Origin of the sequence: Romboutsia sp. MSSM.1001216sp_RTP31141st1_G3_RTP31141_220114 (assembly GCF_039031195.1) — a bacterium.
In the GTDB taxonomy this organism is placed as follows: Bacteria; Bacillota; Clostridia; order Peptostreptococcales; family Peptostreptococcaceae; genus Romboutsia_C; species Romboutsia_C hominis.
On sequence record NZ_JBCIUO010000002.1, the window covers coordinates 68,319 to 90,887 of the forward strand.

Sequence of the window (22,569 nt, forward strand, 5' to 3'; positions counted from 1 at the left end):
TCCTATATCAAAATTATTCCTATAGCTAATCCTATAATTGTAGATAATTTTTTATAAACTGCACCTTTTTTATTTATATCTTCTTTAGTTTCATTAGTTATGCCTTTTAAATTTTCTATACATAAATCAATCATTCTAGTTTGAGATTCTATATCACTTTTACCTAAAGCTAATATAAGTTTTTTAACTTCATCAATCTCCTTATCTTGTAAATAGGTTTCTTTTTTTAAAATACTTATATTATCATTTAAAATATCATCTAATATTTTTTCAGTATTATTTGTAAGTCCATATTTTAACTGCATAAAAAACTTATGTGTAAAATATTCTTTCTTTAATGAAAGTCTTTCAAATATTTCTTCTAAGGTATACATCCCAAAGTGCAAGTCCATTCTCATTATCTCTAATATTTTTATGAGATCATTTACTTGTTTATGCCTATTTGTATAAGCTTTGCTTATATATTCACCTATTAAGTAGCTACAAGCTACTAAAATACCTATTATTACAATTTTAATTTGCAAAATACCATCTCTTTTCTTCTAAATCATATATTTTATCAATTGTTCCTGGACCTTTTTTAGCAGAAAGTATAATTACTTTTTTAAATAATTCTTTATCTAATAATCTGTTTAACTCTTTTCTATTTTTTATATCTTCTATAGAATCACCATGTACCGTGGTTATTAAGCTAACACCACTATTTAAAGCCGTATATAAGGCATCTATTTCATCTTTACTACCTATTTCGTCTGTTACTATTAAATTAGGTGACATAGATCTAAGTAACATTATTATTCCTATGTCTTTAGGACAAGTTTCTATTATGTCAGTTCTTATACCTACATCCATTTGAGGTATTCCAAGATATGATCCTCCTATTTCATTACGTTCATCTATTAAAGCAACCTTTATACCTTTAAATCCATAATCTTTATTCCCATTACTTAAATTTCTTACTATATCTCTTACTAGAGTTGTTTTCCCACACTGAGGTGGAGATATTATTAGAGTGTTATTTACTGAATTGCTTCCTTTTATGATATGATTTAAAATTTTATCAGAACATCCTATAACTTCCTTTGATACTCTTATATTTAAAGATGATACATGCTTTATATTTTTAACTTGTCCATCTTCAACTATTGCCTTTCCAACAATACCTACTCTATGACCTCCCCTTAATGTTATAAATCCTTTTTTTATATCATCAATAAAAGAATGTATTGAATATTTGCATATCATTTGAAAACTTTGCTCTATATCATCCTTAGTTACTATGTATGAATCATTATAGCTAGTTTCAAGCTTGTTCAAGTTTATGTTATAAAAATAGTCCTTATTATTTGAGTTTATGATAAGTGGTTTATTACAGCGTAGCCTTATCTCTTCTATACTTATGCCATCTTTTATTATATTTTTAATTTTGTCCCTTACGTTAATGGCTAGTGAATTTATAACTTCATTGCTAAGTTCATACATAACTATCCTCCTCCTTTGTATATATAAATTCTATTAAATAAACATAAAATTTATGACAACAAAAAAAGAAGTCATAAGACTCCTTATCTATTTCCATCTTTTCCATTGTACTATAAATAAAATACCTGCTAAAAATAATGCACTTCCTATACCTATATATACTGGCGACCAGTATATTGGTTTTACAAATGAACTTTCTCTAATAGTTATACCTAATGTCATCATAACAGCCATTATTATATAGCTTTTAGTGTCAAAGAATGAAAATATACATAGTTTTTCTTTATCTTTATCAGCTATCCTATCTCTATGTTTATTAACTAATTTTTTAAATATAAAATTAAAGAATATATAAAATATCACTATAGATACTATTATTGATATTATAACTTTGCTTCTTAAACTTAAAAATACATCAAGTCCAAGTTTTAAAACCATACCTCCTGCTAAAATCCATACTATTCCTGCTATTAATAGTAGATTTTTCTTATAACATCTTGGTGTTAAATTTTCCATATTAAGTCTCATCTCCATCAATTATTCTAGCTTTTTAATTATACCCTTATATTTTTATATAAAACTTTAGATACAAAATATTTTCTATACTAATTTAATTTATGATACATTAAGATTTTGAGTACTTACTTTTATATCTTACAAAAAAACAAGTAAAGTAAATAATCCTTATAATTAAAAATAGACTTTCTACGTTTGTAGAAAGTCTATTTTACTAATATTTCTTTAATACTATAGATGCATTATGCCCACCAAACCCTAGTGAATTTGATAATGCATATCTGACTTCTTTATTTCTTCCTTTATCTAATACATAATCTAGGTCAAGTTCTTCATCTACATTTTGAACATTTACTGTAGGTGGTATAAAGTTATCTTTTATACTCATAGCACAAACTATAGCTTCTATCCCACCTGCTGCTCCTAATAAATGTCCTGTCATAGATTTTGTTGATGACACGCATAAGTCATATGCATTTTCTCTAAATACTGTTTTTATAGCTTGCGTTTCAAGCTTGTCATTGTAGTAAGTAGATGTTCCATGTGCATTTATATAGTCAACTTCTTCTATAGGAACATCTCCGTCCTTTAGAGCCATTTCCATAGAACGAGCTGCTCCTTCACCGTTTTCAGCCGGTGTCGTCATATGGTACGCATCTGCTGTTAATCCATATCCTACAATTTCAGCATATATATTAGCATTTCTTTTTAAAGCATGTTCTAATTCTTCTAGTATTAAAACTCCTGAACCTTCTCCCATTATAAATCCATCTCTATCTTTATCAAATGGTCTTGATGCAGCTTTTGGATCATCATTTCTAGTCGACATAGCCTTCATATTACAAAATCCTGCAAATGCAAGCGGAGTTATAGGAGCTTCACTTCCTCCTGCCACCATAATATCTGCATCGCCTCTTTGTACTATCTTAAAAGCATCTCCTATTGAATGTGTTCCTGATGCACAAGCTGTACATACATTTGTATTTGGTCCCTTAGCACCTAAAAATATAGATACTTGACCTGATGCCATATTTCCTATCATCATAGGAACTAAAAATGGACTTACTCTTTTATTTCCTTTTTCTAAAAGAGTTTTATGTTGTTGTTCTATAGTTTCAACTCCACCTATTCCTGTTCCTATTATTACACCCATACGATCTTTATTTATAGAATCTAAGTTTAGTTTTGCATCTTCTACTGCCATTTTTGATGCAGCTATAGCATATTGAGTAAATTTATCTAATCTTTTTATTTCTTTTTTATTTATATATTCCTCTGGATTAAAATCTTTTACTTCTCCTGCTATTTGAGTTTGGAAAGTACTAGCATCAAATCTAGTTACAGTATCAATTCCGCAAACACCAGCTTTTATATTTTTCCAAAAGTCTTCTTTATTATTTCCAATAGGTGTAACACATCCTAAACCAGTTATTACAACTCTCTTTTTCATAGAGAAATACCTCCACTATTTATTAGCTTCTATAAATTTAACTATATCTCCTATAGATTTGAAGTTTTCTGCTCCTGTATCTGGTATTTCCACTCCAAATTCATCTTCTAAAGCCATTATTATTTCTACTGCATCTAATGAGTCAGCTTCTAAGTCCTTCATTAATGAAGTCTCCATTGTTATTTCCTTATCTTCTACGCTTAATTGCTCTCTTATTATTTCTACAACTTTTTCAAACATTTTTATTTCCTCCTAATTTTTACTTTTCAAAATTTTCAATCTTTTTATTTTGCAACTATACATACATAAAGTTTACTTTGCTAATATCACTAACCATATAACTTCTTATCTACTAATTTAAATCTATTTTCAAATGATTTATAACAAAGTTTTTTAATTTATTAACAAAATTTATAAGTTTTTATTATTGCATTACCATTCCACCGTCTACGTTTATAACCTGACCAGTTATATAACTAGACATATCACTTGCCAAAAATACTACTGCATTAGCTACATCTTCTGGTTTCCCAAATTCTTTTTTAGGTATAGTACTTAACATGCTATTTTTTATATCATCACTTAATACTTTTGTCATATCAGTATCTATAAATCCTGGTGCTACTGCATTTATATTTATATTTCTTGATGCAAGTTCTCTTGCTGTTGATTTTGTAAATCCTATAACTCCTGCCTTAGATGCACAGTAATTCGCTTGACCTGCATTTCCTATTACACCTACTACAGATGATATATTTATTATTTTTCCATATTTATTTTTCATCATAGGTCTAGTAACTGCCTTAGTACAATTAAATACACCTTTTAAATTTATATCTATTACCTTGTCAAAATCTTCTTCCTTCATTTTCATAAGTAAGTTATCTTTAGTTATGCCTGCATTGTTTACTAGTATATCAACTCTACCAAATTCTTTTATAGTTTTATTTATCATTTCATTAACTTCTTCAGACTTTGATACATCACATTTTATAACTATACATTTTACACCTAAATTTTCTATCTCTTCTTTTGTTTTTAATGCTTCTTCTTCTTTTGATGTATAGTTTATAACTATATTAGCTCCATTATATGCAAGTTTTTTAGCAATCTCTTTTCCTATACCTCTAGACCCACCTGTTATTACTGCTATTTTATTTTTCAGATTTAACATACTATCTCTCCATTCTTATAGATCTCTACAAATTCTTCTAAAGAATCCATATTCTCTATATTATAAATATTTACATTTTTATCTATATTTGAAGATATCTTCTTTATAAATCCTTTTAAGGTTTTTCCTGGGCCTATTTCTATAAATGTATCATAACCTTCATTTATTAATTTTTCTATTGAATCTTCCCAAAGTACAGAAGAACTAACTTGTGATATAAGTAAATCCTTTCCTTCATCTTCATAGTATTTTGCATTAACATTTGATACTACACTTACCTTAGGTTTTCTTATGTTTACTTTATTTAGCTCTTTAGATAATTTTATTCCTGCTTCTTTTAGCATTGATGAATGAAATGGACCACTAACATTTAACTTAACAGCTCTTTTGGCTCCATTTTCTTTTAGTAATCTTATAGCTTCATCTATCTTATTATTTTTTCCTGATATAACTATTTGACCTGGAGAATTATAGTTTGCTACTTCAACAACTCCATCATCTATATTATCTATTATGCTTTTTAGCTTATTTCTATCTAGCCCTAGTATTGCAGCCATAGCTCCTTTGCCTACTGGGACAGCTTCTTGCATAAATGATCCTCTTTTTTTAACTAAAGAAACAGCATCATCAAAATCAATAGCGTCTGCAGCTACTAATGCACTATACTCTCCTAATGATAATCCTAAACATGCATCATATTTTAAGTCTATTTTTTCATTTAATGACTTTAAAAGAGCTATACTATGAGTAACTATTGCTGGCTGAGTATTTTCTGTTTTAGCTAATGTTTCACCATCACCTTCAAACATTATACGTTTTAAATCCATGTCTAAAGCTTCACAAGCTTTATCTATAACTTCTTTAGCTATATTATCATTTTCATATATATCTTTTGCCATACCTACATACTGACTTCCTTGTCCTGGAAATACTAATGCTATTTTACCCATAAGCCACCTCCTGCTTTATAAATCTATGTTTGGCATTATCTCTTTAACTTGGTTGACTATATCACCTATAATTTTTTTACAAGGCTTAATATCTTTTACTATAGATGCTATTTGACCAGCCATAAACGATCCATTTTCAATGTCCCCATCTATAGTAGCCATTCTTAAAGAGCCTACACATTTTTTATCTATTTCTTCTGGATTTATTCCCTCTTTTTCCATACTAAGGACTTCTTTTGATAATTTATTTTTAAGAGTCCTAACAGGATGACCTGTACTTCTTCCTGTTACTATAGCATCTCTATCCTTAGATTTTATAATCATATTCTTATAATTTTCATGAACACTACACTCTTCACTACATATAAATCTAGTTCCTATTTGAACTCCTTTAGCACCTAAAGCAAGTGCTGCAACAACGCCTCTTCCATCTGCTATACCACCTGCTGCTATAACAGGTATATTAACTGCATCTGCAACTTGCGGCGTTAATACCATAGTAGTTAATTCTCCTATGTGCCCTCCAGCTTCTGTTCCTTCAACTATAACTGCATCTGCCCCTAGTTTTTCCATTCTTTGAGCTAATGCTATCGTTGGAACTACTGGTATAACTTTTACATTTGCTTTTTTGAGCTTTTCCATATACTTTGCTGGGTTACCTGCTCCTGTTGTTATCACAGGTATATTTTCTTCTATTACCAAATCTATTATTTCATCTGCAAATGGAGATAATAGCATTACATTTACACCAAATGGCTTATCTGTAAACTCCTTGCATTTTCTTACTTCTTCTTTTATTATTTTCTTTGGTGCATTACCACCTGCAATAATTCCTAATCCACCTGCATTTGAAACAGCACTTGCTAAATTAGCATTAGCAACCCATGCCATTCCGCCTTGTATTATAGGATATTGTATATTTAATAATTCACAAATTTTATTCATCATTTCCTCCTTATATACTCCACTTAATAACTGAAGCTCCCCAAGTAAGTCCTCCTCCAAAACCAACTAAGACTATATTATCACCCTTTTTGATTTTAGAGCTTCTGTATGCTTCATCCATAGCAACGGGGATTGATGCTGCAGACATATTTCCGCATTTGTGTAAATTTACATAAACTTTATCCATACTTAACTTAAGTCTTTTTGCCGATGCCTCTATTATTCTTATATTTGCTTGATGTGGTATAAGATAGTCTATATCATTAGTGTCCAAACCTGCCATTTCTATAGCCTTTATGGATGCATCTCCCATTATTCTAACTGCAAATTTGTATACGTCATTTCCTGCCATTTTTATAGTGTGAAGATTATCCTCTACAGTGCTTTTACTAGCTGGAAGCCTAGATCCTCCAGCTGGTATATTTAGGAAGTCTTTACCTCTTCCATCTGCACCAAGGTAAGTAGATAGTATTCCACCATCATTTACTTTACCTATAATAACTGCTCCTGCTCCATCTCCAAATAGGATAGAAGTACCTCTATCAGTATAATCTAAAACCCTTGAAAGTACTTCTGATCCTATTACCAAGATGTTTCTATAGCAGTTAGTTTCTATAAATTGTTTAGCGATAGTTAATCCATATACAAAACCTGAACATGCAGCTGATATATCAAAAGCACAAGCATTAACTGCACCTATTTTTTCTTGTACTAAGCATGCAGTTGATGGAAATGCCATATCTGGTGTAGCAGTTGCTACTATTATAAGATCAATTTCACTTGCTTGTAAATTTGCACATTCCATAGCTTTAAGCGCTGCCTTTACAGATAAATCTGATGTTGATTCATTTTCATCAGCTATTTTTCTTTCACTTATTCCTGTTCTAGTTTTTATCCATTCATCACTTGTATCTAATATTTTTTCAAAGTAAGAATTATTTAGTACCTTTTTGGGTAGATAACTTCCTACGCCCAATATACCAGCTTTTTTGTTCATATATAAATTAACCCTCCATACGAGTTTATTTTATTCTTCGCTTTCTTTATTAACTACTACAAAATCTTTTATATCTTGTAGCACGTTTCCTTTAGCAAATTTTATTCCTTGATTTATGGCATTTTTTATAGCTCTTGAATCTGAACTACCGTGTGCTTTTATAACCCCTCCATTAACTCCTAATAAAGGTGCTCCTCCATATTCAGCATAATCCATAAATGATTTTAATTTTCTTAGGTCATCTTTTAAAAGCATTGCTCCTAATTTACCCTTTGTACTTGATAAGAATGTTTCTTTTAAAAGTCCCATTACAGATATTGCAACACCTTCTGCTGATTTTAGAAGTATGTTACCTGTAAATCCATCACAAACAATTATATCTGTATAATCATTTATTACATCTCTTGCTTCTACATTTCCTATAAAGTTTAAGTCTATACTTTTTAATTCTTCATAAGCTTTTTTTACTAAGTCATTTCCTTTTCCTTCTTCTATTCCTACATTAGCTAAGGCTACCCTAGGATTAGAAAGACCTAAAACCTTTTTAGCATATATATTACTCATAGCTGCAAACTCTACTAAGTTTCTTGGTTTGCAATCTGCATTAGCTCCACCATCAGCTATAAGAGTCATTCCTTTTTTAGCATTTGGTATAGCTGGACATAAACAAGGTCTATCTATACCTTTAATTCTACCTACTACAAATAATCCCCCAGCAAGTAATGCTCCTGTATTTCCCGCTGATATAACCGCATCTGCATATCCTTCTTTTACAAGTCTAAGCGCAACAACCATTGATGAATCTTTTTTAGATCTTATAGCTTTTACTGGCTTATCTTCATTTTCTATAATTTCTGTTGTATGAATTATTTCAAGTTTTTCTTTATCAAAATCATATTTTGAGAATTCTTTTTCTAATATTTCTTTATTTCCAGTTATTACTATATTTATTCCATATTCTTTTATTGCATTAACTGCACCTTCTACATTAGATTGTGGTGCATTATCTCCACCCATACCATCAATTACTATTCTCATACATTCTCCTCCTAATCTAATTCTTCAAATATAAATTTTCCTCTAAATATTTGTTCTTGTGCTTTATTATTAATGACAACTTTGACATAATGCTTTGTACCTACATTTTTGTAAATTTCAGCCTTTGCTATAAGTCTATCCTTTTGTTCTATTAATTTCAAACATTTAACATTTGCAAACCTCATTATTACTTTTGGTGCATCTACTATAGCCATTGCTAATGAGTCTGCCATAGAAAATATATATGTATCCTTTAAAGTATTAGTTTTAGAATAGAGCATATCTTCTGTAATTTCTAGCATAGATATTCCTAATTTCCCTACTGATAAATCGATTATTTCTCCTGTAATTTCTTTAATTCCAAGAGTTTTTACCTTTGAACTTTCTGCTTCTGCAATATTTTTTACTCTCTCTCTAAGTTCAGGTATATTCAGACTCATTCTATCTAGCCTTATAGTTTGAATACTAACTTCAAATAGACTAGCTAACTCTTCGTCTGTATAAAAAGGGTCAGCCTGTAACATTTCTATTAATTCCTTTTGTCTTTGGGCTTTACTTTTCTTTTTCATATTACCTCCAAGTTTTTATAGCTGTAATTAGTACCAGCTACTAATAGTAGTATATAGTATCACAATAAAATTATCAATACTTTTTTATTATTTTTTGTTTAAACAAAAAAAACATGTAGAGTAATCTACATGTTTTTAGAAGTTATTATTCAGATACAACTTCTTTACCTTTATAATATCCACAGTCTGGACATACTCTATGTGGTAATTTTGGCTCATGACATTGTGGGCAACTTACAAATCCAGTTGCTACCATTTTAGAGTTAGCTGCTCTTCTCATTTTAGTTTTTGATTTAGATGTTTTACGCTTTGGTACTGCCATTTACGCCACCTCCTTAGTCGTTTTTAAATATATCTTTTAATTTAGCAAAACGGGGATCAATATTCTCCTCGTCGTTCGCAGTTTCAGTGCAAGAACAATTTTCTTTATTAAGATTTGCTCCGCATCCTTGACAAAGTCCCATACAATCTTCATCACAAAGAACTCTTGGTGGTATTTTAAAGTCTAATGTTTGTTGTATAAGTTCTATAATATCTACAACTTGTCCATCATAGATGAATGCATCATCATCTTCAAAACTATCTTCATCATAGTCTTCTTTTACTAAAAAACCATTTATAGAGTATTCTATTGGTACTTCGACATCTTCTAAGCATCTTGAACATTGATCAAGAATTGTAAAATCTACATCTACATCTAGGTATAATCCATTTTTAGTAGATGATATTTTACCATTTAAATTTATTGGTGAAACTAACTTATAGTTGTTATCACAATAACTAATAGTATCAACTTTTTGAGAAAAATTCAAGTCTAATTTGTCAGTTTCTCTTCTTATTAATTTATCTAGACTGATTTGCATTGTATTCACCTCAATCCACTACCAATTTATTATACAAATTTAGTAGATGTTTGTCAAGTATTTTTACTTGATAGATATTTTGAAAATGTTGTAAGACATAGTTTAAGGTAGGCTTTAACCTACCTTAAATATATTATAACCTATTACAATTATTTTACTAATGCAACAGTATCTCTTGCTATCATTAACTCTTCGTTAGTTGGTATTAATAATATCTTAACTCTAGAGTCTTCTGTAGATATTACTCTTTCTTTTCCTCTAACTTTGTTAGCTTCTTTATCTAAGTTCATTCCTAAGAATTCCATGTTAGAAGCTATTGATTCTCTTATTTCTATACCATTTTCACCAACACCAGCAGTAAATACAACAGCATCAACTCCGTTCATTTCTGCAGCATAAGCTCCTATGTATTTTTGAACTCTTTGAACGTATGCATCTAAAGCAACTTGAGCTTTTTCATCACCATTTGAAGCAGCTCCTTCTATATCTCTAAAGTCACTAGATATACCAGTCATTCCGTATACACCTGACTTTTTGTTCATTAAATCAGATAATCCTTTAGCATCTAATCCTTCTTTTTCCATTAAGAATGGTAATATAGCAGCATCTATATCTCCACATCTAGTTCCCATTATTAATCCTTCAAGTGGAGTGAATCCCATAGATGTATCAACACACTTACCACCATCAACAGCAGCTATAGAAGCTCCATTTCCTAAGTGACAAGTTATTATCTTAACGTCTTCTATGTTCTTTCCAAGCATTGCAGCAGCTCTTTGAGATACATACTTGTGAGAAGTTCCGTGGAATCCGTATCTTCTTACACCGTACTTAGTGTATAATTCATGAGGTAATCCGTATAAGTAAGATTTTTTAGGCATAGTTTGGTGGAAAGCAGTATCAAATACTCCTACCATTGGTACACCTGGAAGTATTTCTTCACAAGCTTTTATACCCATTATGTTAGCTGGGTTGTGAAGTGGTGCTAATTCTACACACTCTTCTAATGCAACCATAACTTCGTCAGTTATCTTAACTGAACCAGCGAACTTTTCTCCACCGTGAACTACTCTGTGTCCTACAGCTTCAACTTCGCTTATTTCTTTAACTCCACCGAATTTAGCATCAACAACACCGTCTAATACTAACTTTATAGCATCTTGATGGTTTTTCATTGGTTGTTCTATTATTAATTTACCTTCAACACCATCTTTTTCTTGCTTAAGTATAGAACCTTCTATACCTATTCTTTCAACTAATCCTATACATAAAACTTCTTCATTTGACATATCTATTAATTGATATTTTAATGAAGAACTACCACAGTTTAATACTAATACTTTCATTAGTATACCTCCTTAAAATTTTATGAATAATATGTAAAAAGCCTTTTAGGCTAACATTTACAATTTACTTTTTGTATACAGTAAACATTCTTTAACACTAATTAATATATCACTTTTTATTATAAAAGTACAGTACATTATCTATTTATTTGAAAATTTATTAAATTTAGTTCATAAATTAAAAACATAAGTTTTATTATATATAAATAGTATATTGACTTTATTTAATATATTTTATATTTATATATTTACTTCATTTTAATATTTTTACTTAACATAGATTATTTTTCTCTATTTGTTATAATATTATAATATATTATTTAAATTATTTTTTACAATATAGTTATATTTCTACATATATTGTAATTACTCTATTATAATATTAACACAAGGAGAATCATTATGAATATACTTGGAGTAATAGTTGAGTACAATCCATTTCACAATGGACATTTACACCATTTAAATAAATCTAGACAGCTAACAAAAGCTACTCACACAGTCGCTATTATGAGCGGAAATTTTTTACAAAGAGGTGAACCAGCCTTATTTGATAAATATACTAGAGCTTCTATCGCAGTTGAAAATGGTGTAGATTTAGTTCTTGAACTTCCTACTTTATATGCTTGTCAGTCTGCTGAAATATTTGCCCACGGTGCAATAACAACTTTAAATTCATTAAATTGTATAGATTCAATTTGTTTTGGTAGCGAAGAAGGAAGTATTGATGTTTTGTATACTATAGCTAAAATACTAGTTGATGAGCCAAATGAATTTAAAGTAAATCTAAAAAAATACTTAGATGAAGGTATGCTTTATCCTAGTGCACGTAGCATGTCTTTATTTGACTATATATCTAAACATAATTTGATAGATATATCAAAAGATAAACTTTTAAATGTATTAAATTCCTCTAATAACATTTTAGGTCTAGAATACATAAAATGTCTACTAAAATTAAATAGTAATATAAAACCTTTTACGATTTCTAGAGTACAAGCTTCATACAACTCTGAAAATATAACTAGTAGTATTTGTTCTGCTACTGCCATAAGAAAATCTTTAAAAGATAACAATGATTTATCACTTATAAGTAATGTAGTTCCTAGCCAAACTTATAATATACTTAATGAAAAAATTAATAATAATTTTTTACCTATGTTTGATGAAGCTTACTTTGATATTATAAAATCTATTGTAGCTAGAGATATTAATATATTAGATAAATATTTTGAAGTTAACGAAGGAATAGAAAATAAAATATACCAAAATATATTTAGGTCTAATTCTCTTGATGAACTTCACTTATCTATAAAAAGCAAAAGATATACATTAACTAAAATAAAAAGAACTCTTAATAATATACTACTTGGAATAACTAAAGAAGATATAAGTTACGTTAAAGATATAAATGCCGTTCCTTATATAAGAGTTCTAGCTTTTAACGATAGAGGTCGGGAAATATTAAAAGCTATTAAGAAAACTTCTGAAGTAAATATAGTAAATAAATTATCTAAAGCGTCATTTTCTATGAATGATAAATTATTTAAGACTTTGCTTGATTATGATATAAGATCGAGTAACATATATAATTTAATTTACTATAAAAACAATCCTGATTTATTAAAGGGTCCTATGGATTATTATATATCTCCTATTTACATTAAAAATAATAAAAATTAAAATCTATTTACAAATAAAAAAGCACAGTTTATTCTGCGCTTTTTTATTTAGTTTAAATTAGTATATTTTACTTGGATTTAATATATTTTTATGATCAAAAGCAGTTTTTATACTTTTTATAAGATCCATATAAGACTCACTTTGAGATTCATGTAAATATTCTTTTTTAGCATAGCCTATTCCATGTTCTCCTGAGACTTGCCCTCTAAGTTCTCTTGATTTTTCATACATACAATCAAAGCTTTCTTTTAATTTTAACTTCCAAGTTTCATCATCCATACCATCTCTTAATGTATAAACGTGAAGATTACCGTCTCCTGCATGCCCAAAACTCTTTATTCTTACATTTAATTCTTTTTGTAAATCATGAGTATATCTTATAAAATCAGCAACTTTATCTCTAGGTACTACAACATCACATTCGTCCATTTCTGTTGTAGATGCTTTTATAGCTTCTAAAAATGCTCCTCTTGCTGACCATATAGATTCATTTCTTTCCTGTGTATCAGATATAAATACATCATATGCCCCATTTTTTAAGCATAAGTGGGCAACTTTTTCATATTCTTTTTCTATATCTTCTTTACTATTTCCATCAAATTTTAATAGTAGATACGCATCTGAAGTATTATCAGGGAAAGACTTTCCTAAAAATTCTTCTGCTGCAAGTATTACATCTCTTTCCATAAATTCTATCGCTGTTGGTATTGACTTTGATTTTATTATTTTAGGTACAGTTTCTATTGCTGTCGGTAAGTCTTTAAAAGGAATTAATAAACTTATATCTTTTTTAGGAAGAGGTAAAAGTTTAAGTATTGCCTTTGTTACTATTCCTAATGTACCTTCTGAACCTACAATCAAATCTTTTATACTATATCCAGAACTATTTTTTACTACTTTTCCTCCTATATTGACAATATCACCATTAGGAAGTACAACTTCAAGTCCTCTTACATAGTCTCTTGTAACTCCATATTTAACAGCTCTCATTCCCCCTGCATTAGTGTTTATATTTCCACCTATTGTGGCACTTTTTTCACCTGGATCTGGCGGATAAAATAAATCTCTTTCTTGAACATATTGTCCTATAGTCATCAAAAGCACTCCTGGCTCTACTGTTAATGTTAAATTTTCTTCATCTAATTCTAATATTTTATTCATTTTGCTTAAATTAATCATTATACCACCATGAATTGCTACAGAAGCACCAACAAGCCCTGTTCCTTGTCCTCTTGGTGTTACAGGTATATTATTTTTATAGGCATATTTCATTATTTTAGATACTTGTTCTGTATTATATACATTAACAAGTACTTCTGGATATTTTTCCACTCCTCCTAATTCATCATGTGAAAAATCTTCACTTATATCTTCGCCTGCAAAGACTTCTTCTTCTCCACAAATATCTATTAAAAATCTAATATCATCATTATCTATTTTTTTATACATAGCTATTCCCCCTATTCTTCTACGGATAATGCCACTTCTAATTGCTTTTGTTCTATTTTTTCTATTAATTTAGGAACAATCTCATATATATCACCTACTAATGCTAAATGAGCAACATCAAATATCGGTGCTTTTTCATCTTTATTTATTGCTACTATGTAATCAGAACCTTGCATACCTGCTACAAACTGAACAGCCCCAGATACCCCACACGTAATTATAAGTTTAGGTTTTACAGTTCTTCCACTAAGACCTATTTGTCTTCTTGAGTCTATCCATCCAGCTTCTATTAATGGTCTTGTTCCTGCAACTTGTGCTCCTAGTCTATCTGCTAATTTATATATCATATTCATATCATCTTGCTTTTTAATAGCCCTACTTGCAACTACTATAACTTCTGCTTCTTCAAGACCTACCTCTTTCGTTTTAGGTTTACTATCTAATACATTTATATTTGATACTAATTTTTCCTTACTAATACTACATAATGTTATCTTTCCATTTGGACTTTCAACTTCTTCTGGTGCTGAGAATATTTTATATCTTACTGTAGCAAACTGTGGTCTATTATTTGGAGTATGAATATGAGCCATTATATTTCCTCCAAATGCTGGTCTTATTTGATCTAAATCTGTATTTTCTTGAATATCAAGTATTGTACAATCTGCCGTAAGCCCCGTTTTAAATCTAGCCGCAAGTCTTGGTGCTAAAGATCTTCCAATTGTAGTTCCCCCTACTAACATTATCGTAGGTTTTATATTATTTATAAAATCTTCAACTGCTCTAGAGTATGGCTCTATTCTAAAATGTTCAAATTCTGGATTATCATAAACAAATACTTCATCTACTCCATAAGATATTAATTTATCACATTTATCTTTTATATCTTTACCTACAAATACACAATATACTGGATGATTTACTTTCTTAGCCATTTCACGAGCCTTACCTATAAGTTCATAAGTTACAGGATGTATATCTCCTTCATGGTGGTCTACATATACAGCTATTCCTTTCCATTCATCCTTGTTTATCTCTTTTTTTAGATTTTCTACAAATTCAAAAGCTCCTTTTGGTCCCTTTTTAACACAAATCTTACACATTTTACAAGCTGAATTTATTTCTATTTTTTGGTCAATTAATTCTATGGCATTAAATGGACACAATTTTAAAACTTCATCTATATTATCTATTTTCTCTTGATTTATTACTACTTTAGCCATATAAATCCCCCCTTATATTAACTTTAACTCCTTAAGTTTATTTGCTAACTTTTCACTTATTTCTTCACTACTTCCTCTTAAAACTTCTTTTTCATTATTAGAAGTTGGAGGGAATATTCTTAATACTTGGGTTGGCGAACCATTAAGTCCATAATTGTTTTCATCTTGATCTTCAAAGTCACTTAAACTATACATAGGTATTTCTCTATTTTTAGTATCTAGCTTTAATTTAAAAGAAGGTAATCTCGGTTCATATATGCCCTTTTCAACAGTTATTAAACATGGATAATTTATTTCACATTCTTCTAATGTATTTGGCATATCACACTCAACTACTATACTTTTATCTTTAATTTCTATTATTTTAGTTACATTTGTAATATGTGGTATATTTAAAAATTCAGCTATTTCTGGTCCAACTTGAGCTGTATCTCCATCAGTAGTTTGCTTTCCACATATTATTAAATCTGGATTTCCTACTTTTTTTATACCTTGAGATAGTGTATAAGAAGTTGCAAGTACATCAGCACCTGCGAATTTTCTATCACTAAGTATAGCTCCCTCATCTACTCCCATCATAAAACTTTCTTCTACAATTTGTTTTGCTTGTGGTGGTCCCATTGTCAATACTTTTAAAGTCGCACCTTTTTTTTCTTTTATTTTAAGTGCTGTCTCTAATGCGTATAAATCATATGGATTCATTTTAGAATCTACACCATCTCTTTTAAGCACACCTGTTTTTTCATCTACTTCAACTTCAGAAGTTCCTGGAACTTGCTTAATACATGTTAAAATTTCCATACTTTATCCCCCTTAACTATTTAACTATTACAGATACTCCATCAGGAATAACTACAACCTTTGAATCCCTTCCCTTTATATGAAATGCCATATTTAAAGCATCTTCAAAGTTTGATGCATGCTTCATATGCATATTCTCTATAATATCTTTATCACACTTATCTGTAACCATTATTACAGTGTAATTTTCAAGTATTCTAGCTAATATTTGAAACTCCCATTGGTCAGGTACAGTATCTCCCCTACTTACCTTTCTTACTTTTTCTAAAACTTCTTTTGGTGATTTAGCATTTGCTATATTATCGTAAAAAGATTGACCTCCATGACCATCATTGCAGGCAGATATCATAATTATTACTCCACCTTCATTGCAAGTAGCTTCTGCTGCAGTCATTCCTTTTACAGACTGATATATATTTTGATCAAGAGGATACCCTCCATTAGTACTAACAACTATATCAGCTTTATGAGATTTAACTTTAGATAACTCTGTTACAAATTCACATCCTTTTTTATGTGCTTTTTCTACATCTCCAGCAAAAGATGCTATAACTTTTTTATCTTGGTCTATTACAACATTTAGTATAAAAGCGAGATTTGATACTTTAGCTGCATATACCATATCCTCGTGAATAGGATTATTTTGTAGTGTTCCAGTTCTGGCATTTTCACTATCTATAAAGTCACTACAGTGGTTATACATTATAGTTTTTGCTGATGCTATACCTGGTAATATACTTTTTCTACCTCCAGAAAAACCTGCAAAAAAGTGAGGTTCTATAAAACCTTCTGCTATTAATAAATCTGCTTCTTTAACTAGTTTATTTAGATATAAATCTCCACCAGATGGCAATACTCCCATTTTTTCCATTTGAGAATCATCTGTTGATATATGCATTATTATTTCTTCATTTTCTACTATTTCCTCACCCATTTTATAAATCAATTCTTCTTTTGTACTTTCTCTGTGAAACCCTGTAGCAATTAATATTTTTATACTTGCATCTTTATTTACTTTTCTTATTCTTTTTAAGATTATTGGCATAGTAACTTTACTTGGTACAGGTCTTGTGTGGTCACTAGTTATTATGACGATACTTTTTTTATCTTTTGCTAATTCTTCTAATTTCTTAGAGCCTATTGGATTGTCTAATGAATTTTCTACTATTTCTTCTTGAGTTCTATTGACTTTATATGTATGTGCTTTAGATTGAAGTGTCATTACGAAATTTTCATCTGGAATATTTAAAATCATTCCCTCTTTAGAATATGGAACTTTTAAAGTAGGCATATTTTCCCCCTTATATTTTTATATCTGTATATAACTTCCAAAATAAACTAATACTCCTAATATTACTACATATCCTAAACAAAATTTAAGAGTTGAGTTTAAAATTTTACCTTCTTTTCCTATTAACCCAGTAGCAGATGTTGCTATAGCTATACTTTGAGGTGATATCATTTTTCCTGCTGTTGCCCCTGCAGTATTTGCTGCTGCTATCCAATATGGGTCTATGCCTAGAGATGTAGCTGATTGAGATTGTAAACCTCCAAACAATATATTTGCTGATGTGTCACTACCTGTTACAAATGTACCTATTGAGCCTAAAAGTGGTGATATTACAGGATAAAATGATCCAGTTATTGCGCTTAGTCCAAAAGATATTGATGCTGTCATTGTGCTGTAAGACATAAGTTTTGATATAGCAACTATAGATGTTATAGTTATAAAAGATTTAGATAATTGTTTTACAGTTCTTATAAATACATTTATCATAGTAGATACTTTTACTCTTTGTATTAATCCACCTATAAATGTAGCAACTATTATTACAATACCTGGTGTATTTATCCATATGAATTCAGTTGTTGCGGCTCCTTCTCCTGTGTATATTTTAAATTGACTTGCAAATCTAGCTAAAAATTCATTTATAGATGTGAACAATGGACTTGCTGCTAAAATTAAAACACATAGTAATATGTATGGAAGCCAAGCTAATATACCCTCTTTTGTACTTACACTGACTTTTAATGCTACACTTCCTTTTATTCTATTTTCTTCTTCTGACATATCTTTTCTTTTATTCATTGCTTTTGCCATAAGAATTGTAATTAGCATACTACATAAACTTCCTATAAGAGCAGGTAATTCAGCTCCTAGATACTTTGCTACAAATATTTGAGGTAATGCAAATGCTACCCCTGATGCTAAAGTTATTAAAAATACTCCTTTTAATGCTTTAAGGCTTTTCTTTGTTAAAATTACTAATACAAAAGGTATTACTATTATGAATGGTGCTAATTGAATTGCTGTTAAATAACTTAATCTCATTACGTCTAGTCCCGTCACTGATGCTAATGTACTTACAGGTATGCCTATTGCTCCAAAAGCTGTTGGTACTGTATTAGCTATAAGACATATTATAGCTGCAAATATGGGATTAAATCCTAAAGATGCTAATATACTTGCTGGTATTGCAACTGCTGTGCCGTATCCTGCAACAGCTTCTAAAAAACCTCCAAATCCCCAAGCTAGTATAAGCACTTGTATTCTGTCATCTGTTGTAATACTAGATAACATTTTTTTCATAGTATCCATAGTTTTAGTTTCAACTGCTAAATTATAAGTAAATAGCGCTGCAACTATAACTAAAAGAATTGGCCATAATGCAACTAATACTCCTTCTATAGATGCCGTAATAGCATCTACAAATGGCATTTTCCAAAATACCATAGCTATAATAAATGTTAATATAACTGTTGCAAAGCAGGTTTTATGTGCTGGTAGTTTCATTATCCCTAAGGATACAATTAACCATATTATCGGTATTATAGCTATTAAAAATAATACATACTCGTTCATCAAGTACCTCCTATATATTTTATTTTATGTCGGTAACTTGAATGATGGTCAGTGGTATTACCACTTATATTTTATATAATATAAGAGATATTTATAAACCGCAATAATTGATTGAAAATTAACAATTTTCAACCAATAGTTTTTATATAGCTTTCTCTTATATTTTCCATATGTCTTTTCATCTCTTCATAAGCTAATATCGGATCATTTTTGCTTATTCCTTCATATATCCTTCTATGATTTTCAAATAATAGTTCTTCATCTCTATAATTTTCTATAATTTTTTCTCTTGCATCTTCTATAAACCTTTCAAATAGTTTAGATGATGTTATAAATACACTTTCTATAAGATAATTTTTACTTATAGATGCTATTTTATTGTGAAATCTTTGATCAAGTTGGATTATTTTCTTACTATTGTATTTTTTCATACTATTTTCTTTTCCCATTGCACCTATTATATTTTTTAATTCTTTACAGTCTTCTTTTGTTGCTTTTATTGCTGCTATTTTTACGGTTTGTAATTCTAATACTTCTCTTAGTTCCAATACATTTTGCCATGTACCTTCATTTAATTTAAATACCATAGATAGAGGTTCTATTAGTGACTTTTCTATATTAGTACATATAAAGTTTCCATCGCCTTGTTTGCTTTCAACCACCCCCATAGTCTCTAATACCCTTATTGCTTCCCTAATAGATGTTCTACTTACACTCATCTGCTCTGATAATTCTCTTTCCGATGGGAGCTTATCTCCTTTTTTTAATTCCCCATTTAAGATTTTATCTTGTATTTGTTCTATTACAAGTTCATAAACTTTCTTATTTGAAATATTAACAAACATGATATCCCCCTTAAATTTATATTATTTATATATTTTTTCTCATATATATCTTCTTCCTTAAATATACTTGTCTTATACTATATATTTTATTAGGTGATGCTTATGAAGAAAAGAAAAATTATATGTTTTTTTGTTCCTATATGTATCGTTTTATTAATTATACTTGGAATAATTATTTTTCCTAATGATTCCTTAGAGGCTGCTAAGGAAGGCATAGAAATTTGGACCACAATACTAATACCTTCTTTACTTCCATTTATTATAGGTGCAAACTTGATTGTTGATTTAAAAATCGTTGATATAATTGGGTTTATAATTAACCCTTTTACTAAGTTTATCTTTAATGTTTCTGGGAAAAGTGCCTTAGTCTTTCTTATATCAACAGTTTCTGGCTATCCTGTAGGTGCAAAACTTGCCTCAGAACTTAGGCTTAATTCTCAAATTTCTAAGGATGAAGGGCAAAGGCTAATTTCTTTTTGCTCTACATCTGGGCCACTATTTATAATAGGTGCTGTAGCAACTGGTATGTTTAAACATCCCAATCTTGGTTATTTAATGATTATTTGCCATTACTTAGGGTCTATATCTATAGGATTGTTTTTTAGAGGTCACGGTAAAGATATTATTTCTAGTTCATCTATATCCCTAAAAGCTAATATTAAAAATACAATAAATACTCGTTTCTCTAATGGTCAAGGCTTTTTTGTTCTATTTGGAAATGCTGTAAATAGTGGTGTTAATACATTACTTATGATTGGCGGTTTTGTAATAGTATTTTCAGTGATTTTTAAGGTACTTACATTATTTAAAATAGTTGATGTCATTGCTTTTATCTTATATATTCCTCTATCTCTTTTAGGATTTACAAAAGAACTTTGTTACGGTCTTATAAGTGGCTTATTTGAAATAACTATAGGTTGTAATAAAATATCATCTGTATCTAATGTTTCAGAAGCTTTAAAAGCCTCTCTAGCTAGTTTCTTAATAGGGTTTAGTGGTATTTCTATACTTGCCCAATGTTGTACCTTTATATCAAAAACAGATATTAGCGTACCTATATACATATTAAGTAAATTTTTTCATGGGATTATATCAGGGATTCTTACATTTTTACTATATCCTTTAATAGAATCAATTTCACTTGTTTCCAATTTCTCTAACACTTATAATTATATCTACCATGGTGGTGTATCTAATTTTTATTTGTCTAATTACAATACAGTACTTTTAGTAATATTTATAGTTTATATTTTAAATCTTCTTTCAAGGCTAGAAAAGATCGCTATAAAAAAAGAAAGCTAACACTTTCTTTTTTTATAGCCTTTATATTATTGTTCTGGATTTAACTCTAATCTATCTCTTGATATTTCTTCTAGTAAATCCTTTATATTATGTTCTAAACTTAAAAGTACATTATCAGCATACTCTATAGATCCAAGTCTTATTTCACCTGCTATTCTTTCTGCTCTTGCTATCATTTCTTTAGCTTGTAATTCTGCTTTTTGAATAGGTTCACTTGATTCTAAGTAAGCATTTAAAATTTCATCAGAATTTTTCTTTAACTCTTCTACTTTTTCATTGTACTCATCTTGTATTCTTTGTGCTTCCTTTTTAGCTTGTTCCACTAATTCTTGTGCTTCTATTTTTGCATCATTTATTATTTTGTGTCTTTCTTTATTAATCCATGTTGCTTGCTTTACTTCTTCTGGAACTAATGATTTTATTTCACCTATAACACCTAATACTTCATTTTTATCTATACCAGACTTTTGAGAAAAAGGTATTGAAGATGCATTATTTATCATACTTTCTAATTCATCTAACAATTCAATTATTTCTAAATCTACATACATAGTTACTTCCCCCTATTAGTTTTTCTTTTAAGTTCTTCTAATACAACTTCTGGAACTAAGTTTTTTATATCTGCATCAAAGTTTAATACTTCCTTTATTAACGAGGAGCTTATAAATGAATACTTTGGATTAGTTGCTAATATTACAGTTTCAATATTAGGATTTAATTCTTTATTCATGTGAGCCATTTGCAGTTCATACTCAACATCAGTACCATTTCTAATTCCTCTTACTAAAGTATCTATACCATGTTCTTCACAATAATTTACTAAAAGTCCATTAAAACTTACTATTTTTATATTATCAAGATGATTAGTACATTTTTCTATAAGTTCTACTCTTTCTTCAAAAGTGAACATTCCCTTTTTATTAGGATTATGAAGCACCCCTATTTGCAACTCATCAAATATTTTAGAAGCTCTACATATTATATCTAAGTGTCCATTAGTTATTGGATCAAAGCTTCCTGCAAATATAGCTTTTCTTATTTTTTTATTCATCTTTTTGCTTAGCCCTCCATTT

The 22,569-nt window shown here is 29.4% G+C and carries 24 protein-coding genes; 2 read left to right on the forward strand and 22 right to left on the reverse strand.

Annotated elements, in window-relative coordinates:
• Positions 1-2: 2 nt before the first annotated feature.
• From ABCP60_RS05815 to ABCP60_RS05880, 14 genes are all read right to left on the reverse strand, one after another.
• Positions 3-524 carry a stage III sporulation protein AB gene (locus tag ABCP60_RS05815; protein WP_092924424.1) on the reverse strand — a complete coding sequence of 174 codons (522 nt, stop codon included), beginning with the start codon at positions 522-524 and terminating at the stop codon, positions 3-5.
• Positions 514-1,482, reverse strand: coding sequence for a stage III sporulation protein AA (gene spoIIIAA / locus ABCP60_RS05820; protein WP_092924422.1), 969 nt, complete (start codon positions 1,480-1,482; stop codon positions 514-516). The genes ABCP60_RS05815 and spoIIIAA overlap by 11 nt, the downstream gene beginning before the upstream one ends.
• Before the next feature lie 87 nt (positions 1,483-1,569).
• Entirely contained in the window at positions 1,570-1,998 is a 429-nt protein-coding gene (locus ABCP60_RS05825) for a hypothetical protein (RefSeq protein ID WP_092924420.1), read from the reverse strand.
• Positions 1,999-2,212: 214 nt separating this feature from the next.
• Entirely contained in the window at positions 2,213-3,448 is a 1,236-nt protein-coding gene (gene fabF, locus ABCP60_RS05830) for a beta-ketoacyl-ACP synthase II (protein ID WP_166505854.1), read from the reverse strand.
• A 15-nt stretch (positions 3,449-3,463) separates the two neighbouring features.
• Positions 3,464-3,688, reverse strand: a complete 225-nt coding sequence (acpP, locus tag ABCP60_RS05835; RefSeq protein ID WP_343101456.1) for an acyl carrier protein — start codon at positions 3,686-3,688, stop codon at positions 3,464-3,466.
• 184 nt (positions 3,689-3,872) lie between these two features.
• On the reverse strand, positions 3,873-4,622 hold the full coding sequence (gene fabG / locus ABCP60_RS05840; protein WP_092924414.1) for a 3-oxoacyl-[acyl-carrier-protein] reductase: 750 nt from the start codon (positions 4,620-4,622) through the stop codon (positions 3,873-3,875).
• Positions 4,616-5,572 carry an ACP S-malonyltransferase gene (gene fabD, locus ABCP60_RS05845; protein ID WP_343101457.1) on the reverse strand — a complete coding sequence of 319 codons (957 nt, stop codon included), beginning with the start codon at positions 5,570-5,572 and terminating at the stop codon, positions 4,616-4,618. Before fabD ends, fabG begins: the two co-directional genes overlap by 7 nt.
• A 15-nt stretch (positions 5,573-5,587) precedes the next feature.
• The gene (gene fabK / locus ABCP60_RS05850) at positions 5,588-6,517 is read right to left on the reverse strand and encodes an enoyl-[acyl-carrier-protein] reductase FabK (RefSeq protein ID WP_343101458.1); all 930 of its coding nucleotides are present in this window, start codon (positions 6,515-6,517) and stop codon (positions 5,588-5,590) included.
• 10 nt (positions 6,518-6,527) lie between these two features.
• Positions 6,528-7,514: a beta-ketoacyl-ACP synthase III gene (locus ABCP60_RS05855; protein WP_092924408.1), complete on the reverse strand. Its 987-nt coding sequence runs from the start codon at positions 7,512-7,514 to the stop codon at positions 6,528-6,530.
• A 30-nt stretch (positions 7,515-7,544) separates the two neighbouring features.
• A complete protein-coding gene (gene plsX, locus ABCP60_RS05860; protein WP_092924406.1) occupies positions 7,545-8,552 on the reverse strand; it encodes a phosphate acyltransferase PlsX in 1,008 nt (335 codons plus the stop codon).
• 11 nt (positions 8,553-8,563) lie between these two features.
• A complete protein-coding gene (gene fapR, locus ABCP60_RS05865) occupies positions 8,564-9,121 on the reverse strand; it encodes a transcription factor FapR (protein WP_092924404.1) in 558 nt (185 codons plus the stop codon).
• Positions 9,122-9,266: 145 nt separating this feature from the next.
• Positions 9,267-9,443, reverse strand: a complete 177-nt coding sequence (rpmF, locus tag ABCP60_RS05870) for a 50S ribosomal protein L32 (protein ID WP_071119670.1) — start codon at positions 9,441-9,443, stop codon at positions 9,267-9,269.
• 13 nt (positions 9,444-9,456) lie between these two features.
• On the reverse strand, positions 9,457-9,984 hold the full coding sequence (locus ABCP60_RS05875) for a DUF177 domain-containing protein (RefSeq protein ID WP_092924402.1): 528 nt from the start codon (positions 9,982-9,984) through the stop codon (positions 9,457-9,459).
• 149 nt (positions 9,985-10,133) lie between these two features.
• Positions 10,134-11,330 (reverse strand): acetate kinase, encoded by a 1,197-nt coding sequence (locus tag ABCP60_RS05880; protein ID WP_092924400.1) that lies wholly within the window; start codon positions 11,328-11,330, stop codon positions 10,134-10,136.
• Positions 11,331-11,732: 402 nt separating this feature from the next.
• Here ABCP60_RS05880 and ABCP60_RS05885 point away from each other — a divergent pair, with 402 nt between their 5' ends.
• Positions 11,733-13,013 (forward strand): nucleotidyltransferase, encoded by a 1,281-nt coding sequence (locus tag ABCP60_RS05885; RefSeq protein ID WP_343101459.1) that lies wholly within the window; start codon positions 11,733-11,735, stop codon positions 13,011-13,013.
• Positions 13,014-13,070: 57 nt separating this feature from the next.
• On the opposite strand, the gene ABCP60_RS05890 is transcribed toward ABCP60_RS05885, so the two are convergent.
• The 6 genes from ABCP60_RS05890 to ABCP60_RS05915 form a co-directional block, all read right to left on the reverse strand.
• Complete coding sequence (locus ABCP60_RS05890; protein ID WP_092924396.1) at positions 13,071-14,462, reverse strand: FAD-binding oxidoreductase; 1,392 nt, start codon at positions 14,460-14,462, stop codon at positions 13,071-13,073.
• Positions 14,463-14,473: 11 nt separating this feature from the next.
• Positions 14,474-15,685 carry an FAD-binding protein gene (locus ABCP60_RS05895; RefSeq protein ID WP_343101460.1) on the reverse strand — a complete coding sequence of 404 codons (1,212 nt, stop codon included), beginning with the start codon at positions 15,683-15,685 and terminating at the stop codon, positions 14,474-14,476.
• 12 nt (positions 15,686-15,697) lie between these two features.
• Positions 15,698-16,486, reverse strand: coding sequence for an electron transfer flavoprotein subunit beta/FixA family protein (locus ABCP60_RS05900; RefSeq protein WP_092924391.1), 789 nt, complete (start codon positions 16,484-16,486; stop codon positions 15,698-15,700).
• Between the two features lie 16 nt (positions 16,487-16,502).
• Positions 16,503-17,777 (reverse strand): nickel-dependent lactate racemase, encoded by a 1,275-nt coding sequence (larA, locus tag ABCP60_RS05905; RefSeq protein WP_343101461.1) that lies wholly within the window; start codon positions 17,775-17,777, stop codon positions 16,503-16,505.
• An 18-nt stretch (positions 17,778-17,795) separates the two neighbouring features.
• Positions 17,796-19,349 (reverse strand): L-lactate permease, encoded by a 1,554-nt coding sequence (locus tag ABCP60_RS05910; RefSeq protein WP_092924388.1) that lies wholly within the window; start codon positions 19,347-19,349, stop codon positions 17,796-17,798.
• Positions 19,350-19,477: 128 nt separating this feature from the next.
• Positions 19,478-20,194 (reverse strand): FadR/GntR family transcriptional regulator, encoded by a 717-nt coding sequence (locus ABCP60_RS05915; RefSeq protein ID WP_092924385.1) that lies wholly within the window; start codon positions 20,192-20,194, stop codon positions 19,478-19,480.
• A gap of 102 nt (positions 20,195-20,296) precedes the next feature.
• On the opposite strand from ABCP60_RS05915, the gene ABCP60_RS05920 reads away from it, so the two are divergent.
• A complete protein-coding gene (locus tag ABCP60_RS05920) occupies positions 20,297-21,496 on the forward strand; it encodes a sporulation integral membrane protein YlbJ (protein ID WP_343101462.1) in 1,200 nt (399 codons plus the stop codon).
• A gap of 26 nt (positions 21,497-21,522) precedes the next feature.
• On the opposite strand, the gene ABCP60_RS05925 is transcribed toward ABCP60_RS05920, so the two are convergent.
• Complete coding sequence (locus ABCP60_RS05925; RefSeq protein ID WP_092924379.1) at positions 21,523-22,047, reverse strand: hypothetical protein; 525 nt, start codon at positions 22,045-22,047, stop codon at positions 21,523-21,525.
• Between the two features lie 2 nt (positions 22,048-22,049).
• Complete coding sequence (coaD, locus tag ABCP60_RS05930; RefSeq protein ID WP_166505864.1) at positions 22,050-22,547, reverse strand: pantetheine-phosphate adenylyltransferase; 498 nt, start codon at positions 22,545-22,547, stop codon at positions 22,050-22,052.
• Between the last annotated feature and the right edge of the window lie 22 nt (positions 22,548-22,569).

Coding starts and splice junctions, on each gene's coding strand:
- ABCP60_RS05825 (WP_092924420.1), bottom strand. CDS start 1,998: ATGGAAAATTTAACACCAAGATGTTATAAGAAAAATCTACTATTAATA.
- ABCP60_RS05895 (WP_343101460.1), bottom strand. CDS start 15,685: ATGGCTAAAGTAGTAATAAATCAAGAGAAAATAGATAATATAGATGAA.
- ABCP60_RS05900 (WP_092924391.1), bottom strand. CDS start 16,486: ATGGAAATTTTAACATGTATTAAGCAAGTTCCAGGAACTTCTGAAGTT.
- ABCP60_RS05875 (WP_092924402.1), bottom strand. CDS start 9,984: ATGCAAATCAGTCTAGATAAATTAATAAGAAGAGAAACTGACAAATTA.
- ABCP60_RS05890 (WP_092924396.1), bottom strand. CDS start 14,462: ATGTATAAAAAAATAGATAATGATGATATTAGATTTTTAATAGATATT.
- ABCP60_RS05925 (WP_092924379.1), bottom strand. CDS start 22,047: ATGTATGTAGATTTAGAAATAATTGAATTGTTAGATGAATTAGAAAGT.
- fapR (WP_092924404.1), bottom strand. CDS start 9,121: ATGAAAAAGAAAAGTAAAGCCCAAAGACAAAAGGAATTAATAGAAATG.
- ABCP60_RS05885 (WP_343101459.1), top strand. CDS start 11,733: ATGAATATACTTGGAGTAATAGTTGAGTACAATCCATTTCACAATGGA.
- ABCP60_RS05910 (WP_092924388.1), bottom strand. CDS start 19,349: ATGAACGAGTATGTATTATTTTTAATAGCTATAATACCGATAATATGG.
- ABCP60_RS05855 (WP_092924408.1), bottom strand. CDS start 7,514: ATGAACAAAAAAGCTGGTATATTGGGCGTAGGAAGTTATCTACCCAAA.
- ABCP60_RS05920 (WP_343101462.1), top strand. CDS start 20,297: ATGAAGAAAAGAAAAATTATATGTTTTTTTGTTCCTATATGTATCGTT.
- acpP (WP_343101456.1), bottom strand. CDS start 3,688: ATGTTTGAAAAAGTTGTAGAAATAATAAGAGAGCAATTAAGCGTAGAA.
- larA (WP_343101461.1), bottom strand. CDS start 17,777: ATGCCTACTTTAAAAGTTCCATATTCTAAAGAGGGAATGATTTTAAAT.
- plsX (WP_092924406.1), bottom strand. CDS start 8,552: ATGAGAATAGTAATTGATGGTATGGGTGGAGATAATGCACCACAATCT.
- fabF (WP_166505854.1), bottom strand. CDS start 3,448: ATGAAAAAGAGAGTTGTAATAACTGGTTTAGGATGTGTTACACCTATT.
- ABCP60_RS05915 (WP_092924385.1), bottom strand. CDS start 20,194: ATGTTTGTTAATATTTCAAATAAGAAAGTTTATGAACTTGTAATAGAA.
- rpmF (WP_071119670.1), bottom strand. CDS start 9,443: ATGGCAGTACCAAAGCGTAAAACATCTAAATCAAAAACTAAAATGAGA.
- ABCP60_RS05880 (WP_092924400.1), bottom strand. CDS start 11,330: ATGAAAGTATTAGTATTAAACTGTGGTAGTTCTTCATTAAAATATCAA.
- fabK (WP_343101458.1), bottom strand. CDS start 6,517: ATGAATAAAATTTGTGAATTATTAAATATACAATATCCTATAATACAA.
- spoIIIAA (WP_092924422.1), bottom strand. CDS start 1,482: ATGTATGAACTTAGCAATGAAGTTATAAATTCACTAGCCATTAACGTA.
- fabD (WP_343101457.1), bottom strand. CDS start 5,572: ATGGGTAAAATAGCATTAGTATTTCCAGGACAAGGAAGTCAGTATGTA.
- fabG (WP_092924414.1), bottom strand. CDS start 4,622: ATGTTAAATCTGAAAAATAAAATAGCAGTAATAACAGGTGGGTCTAGA.
- coaD (WP_166505864.1), bottom strand. CDS start 22,547: ATGAATAAAAAAATAAGAAAAGCTATATTTGCAGGAAGCTTTGATCCA.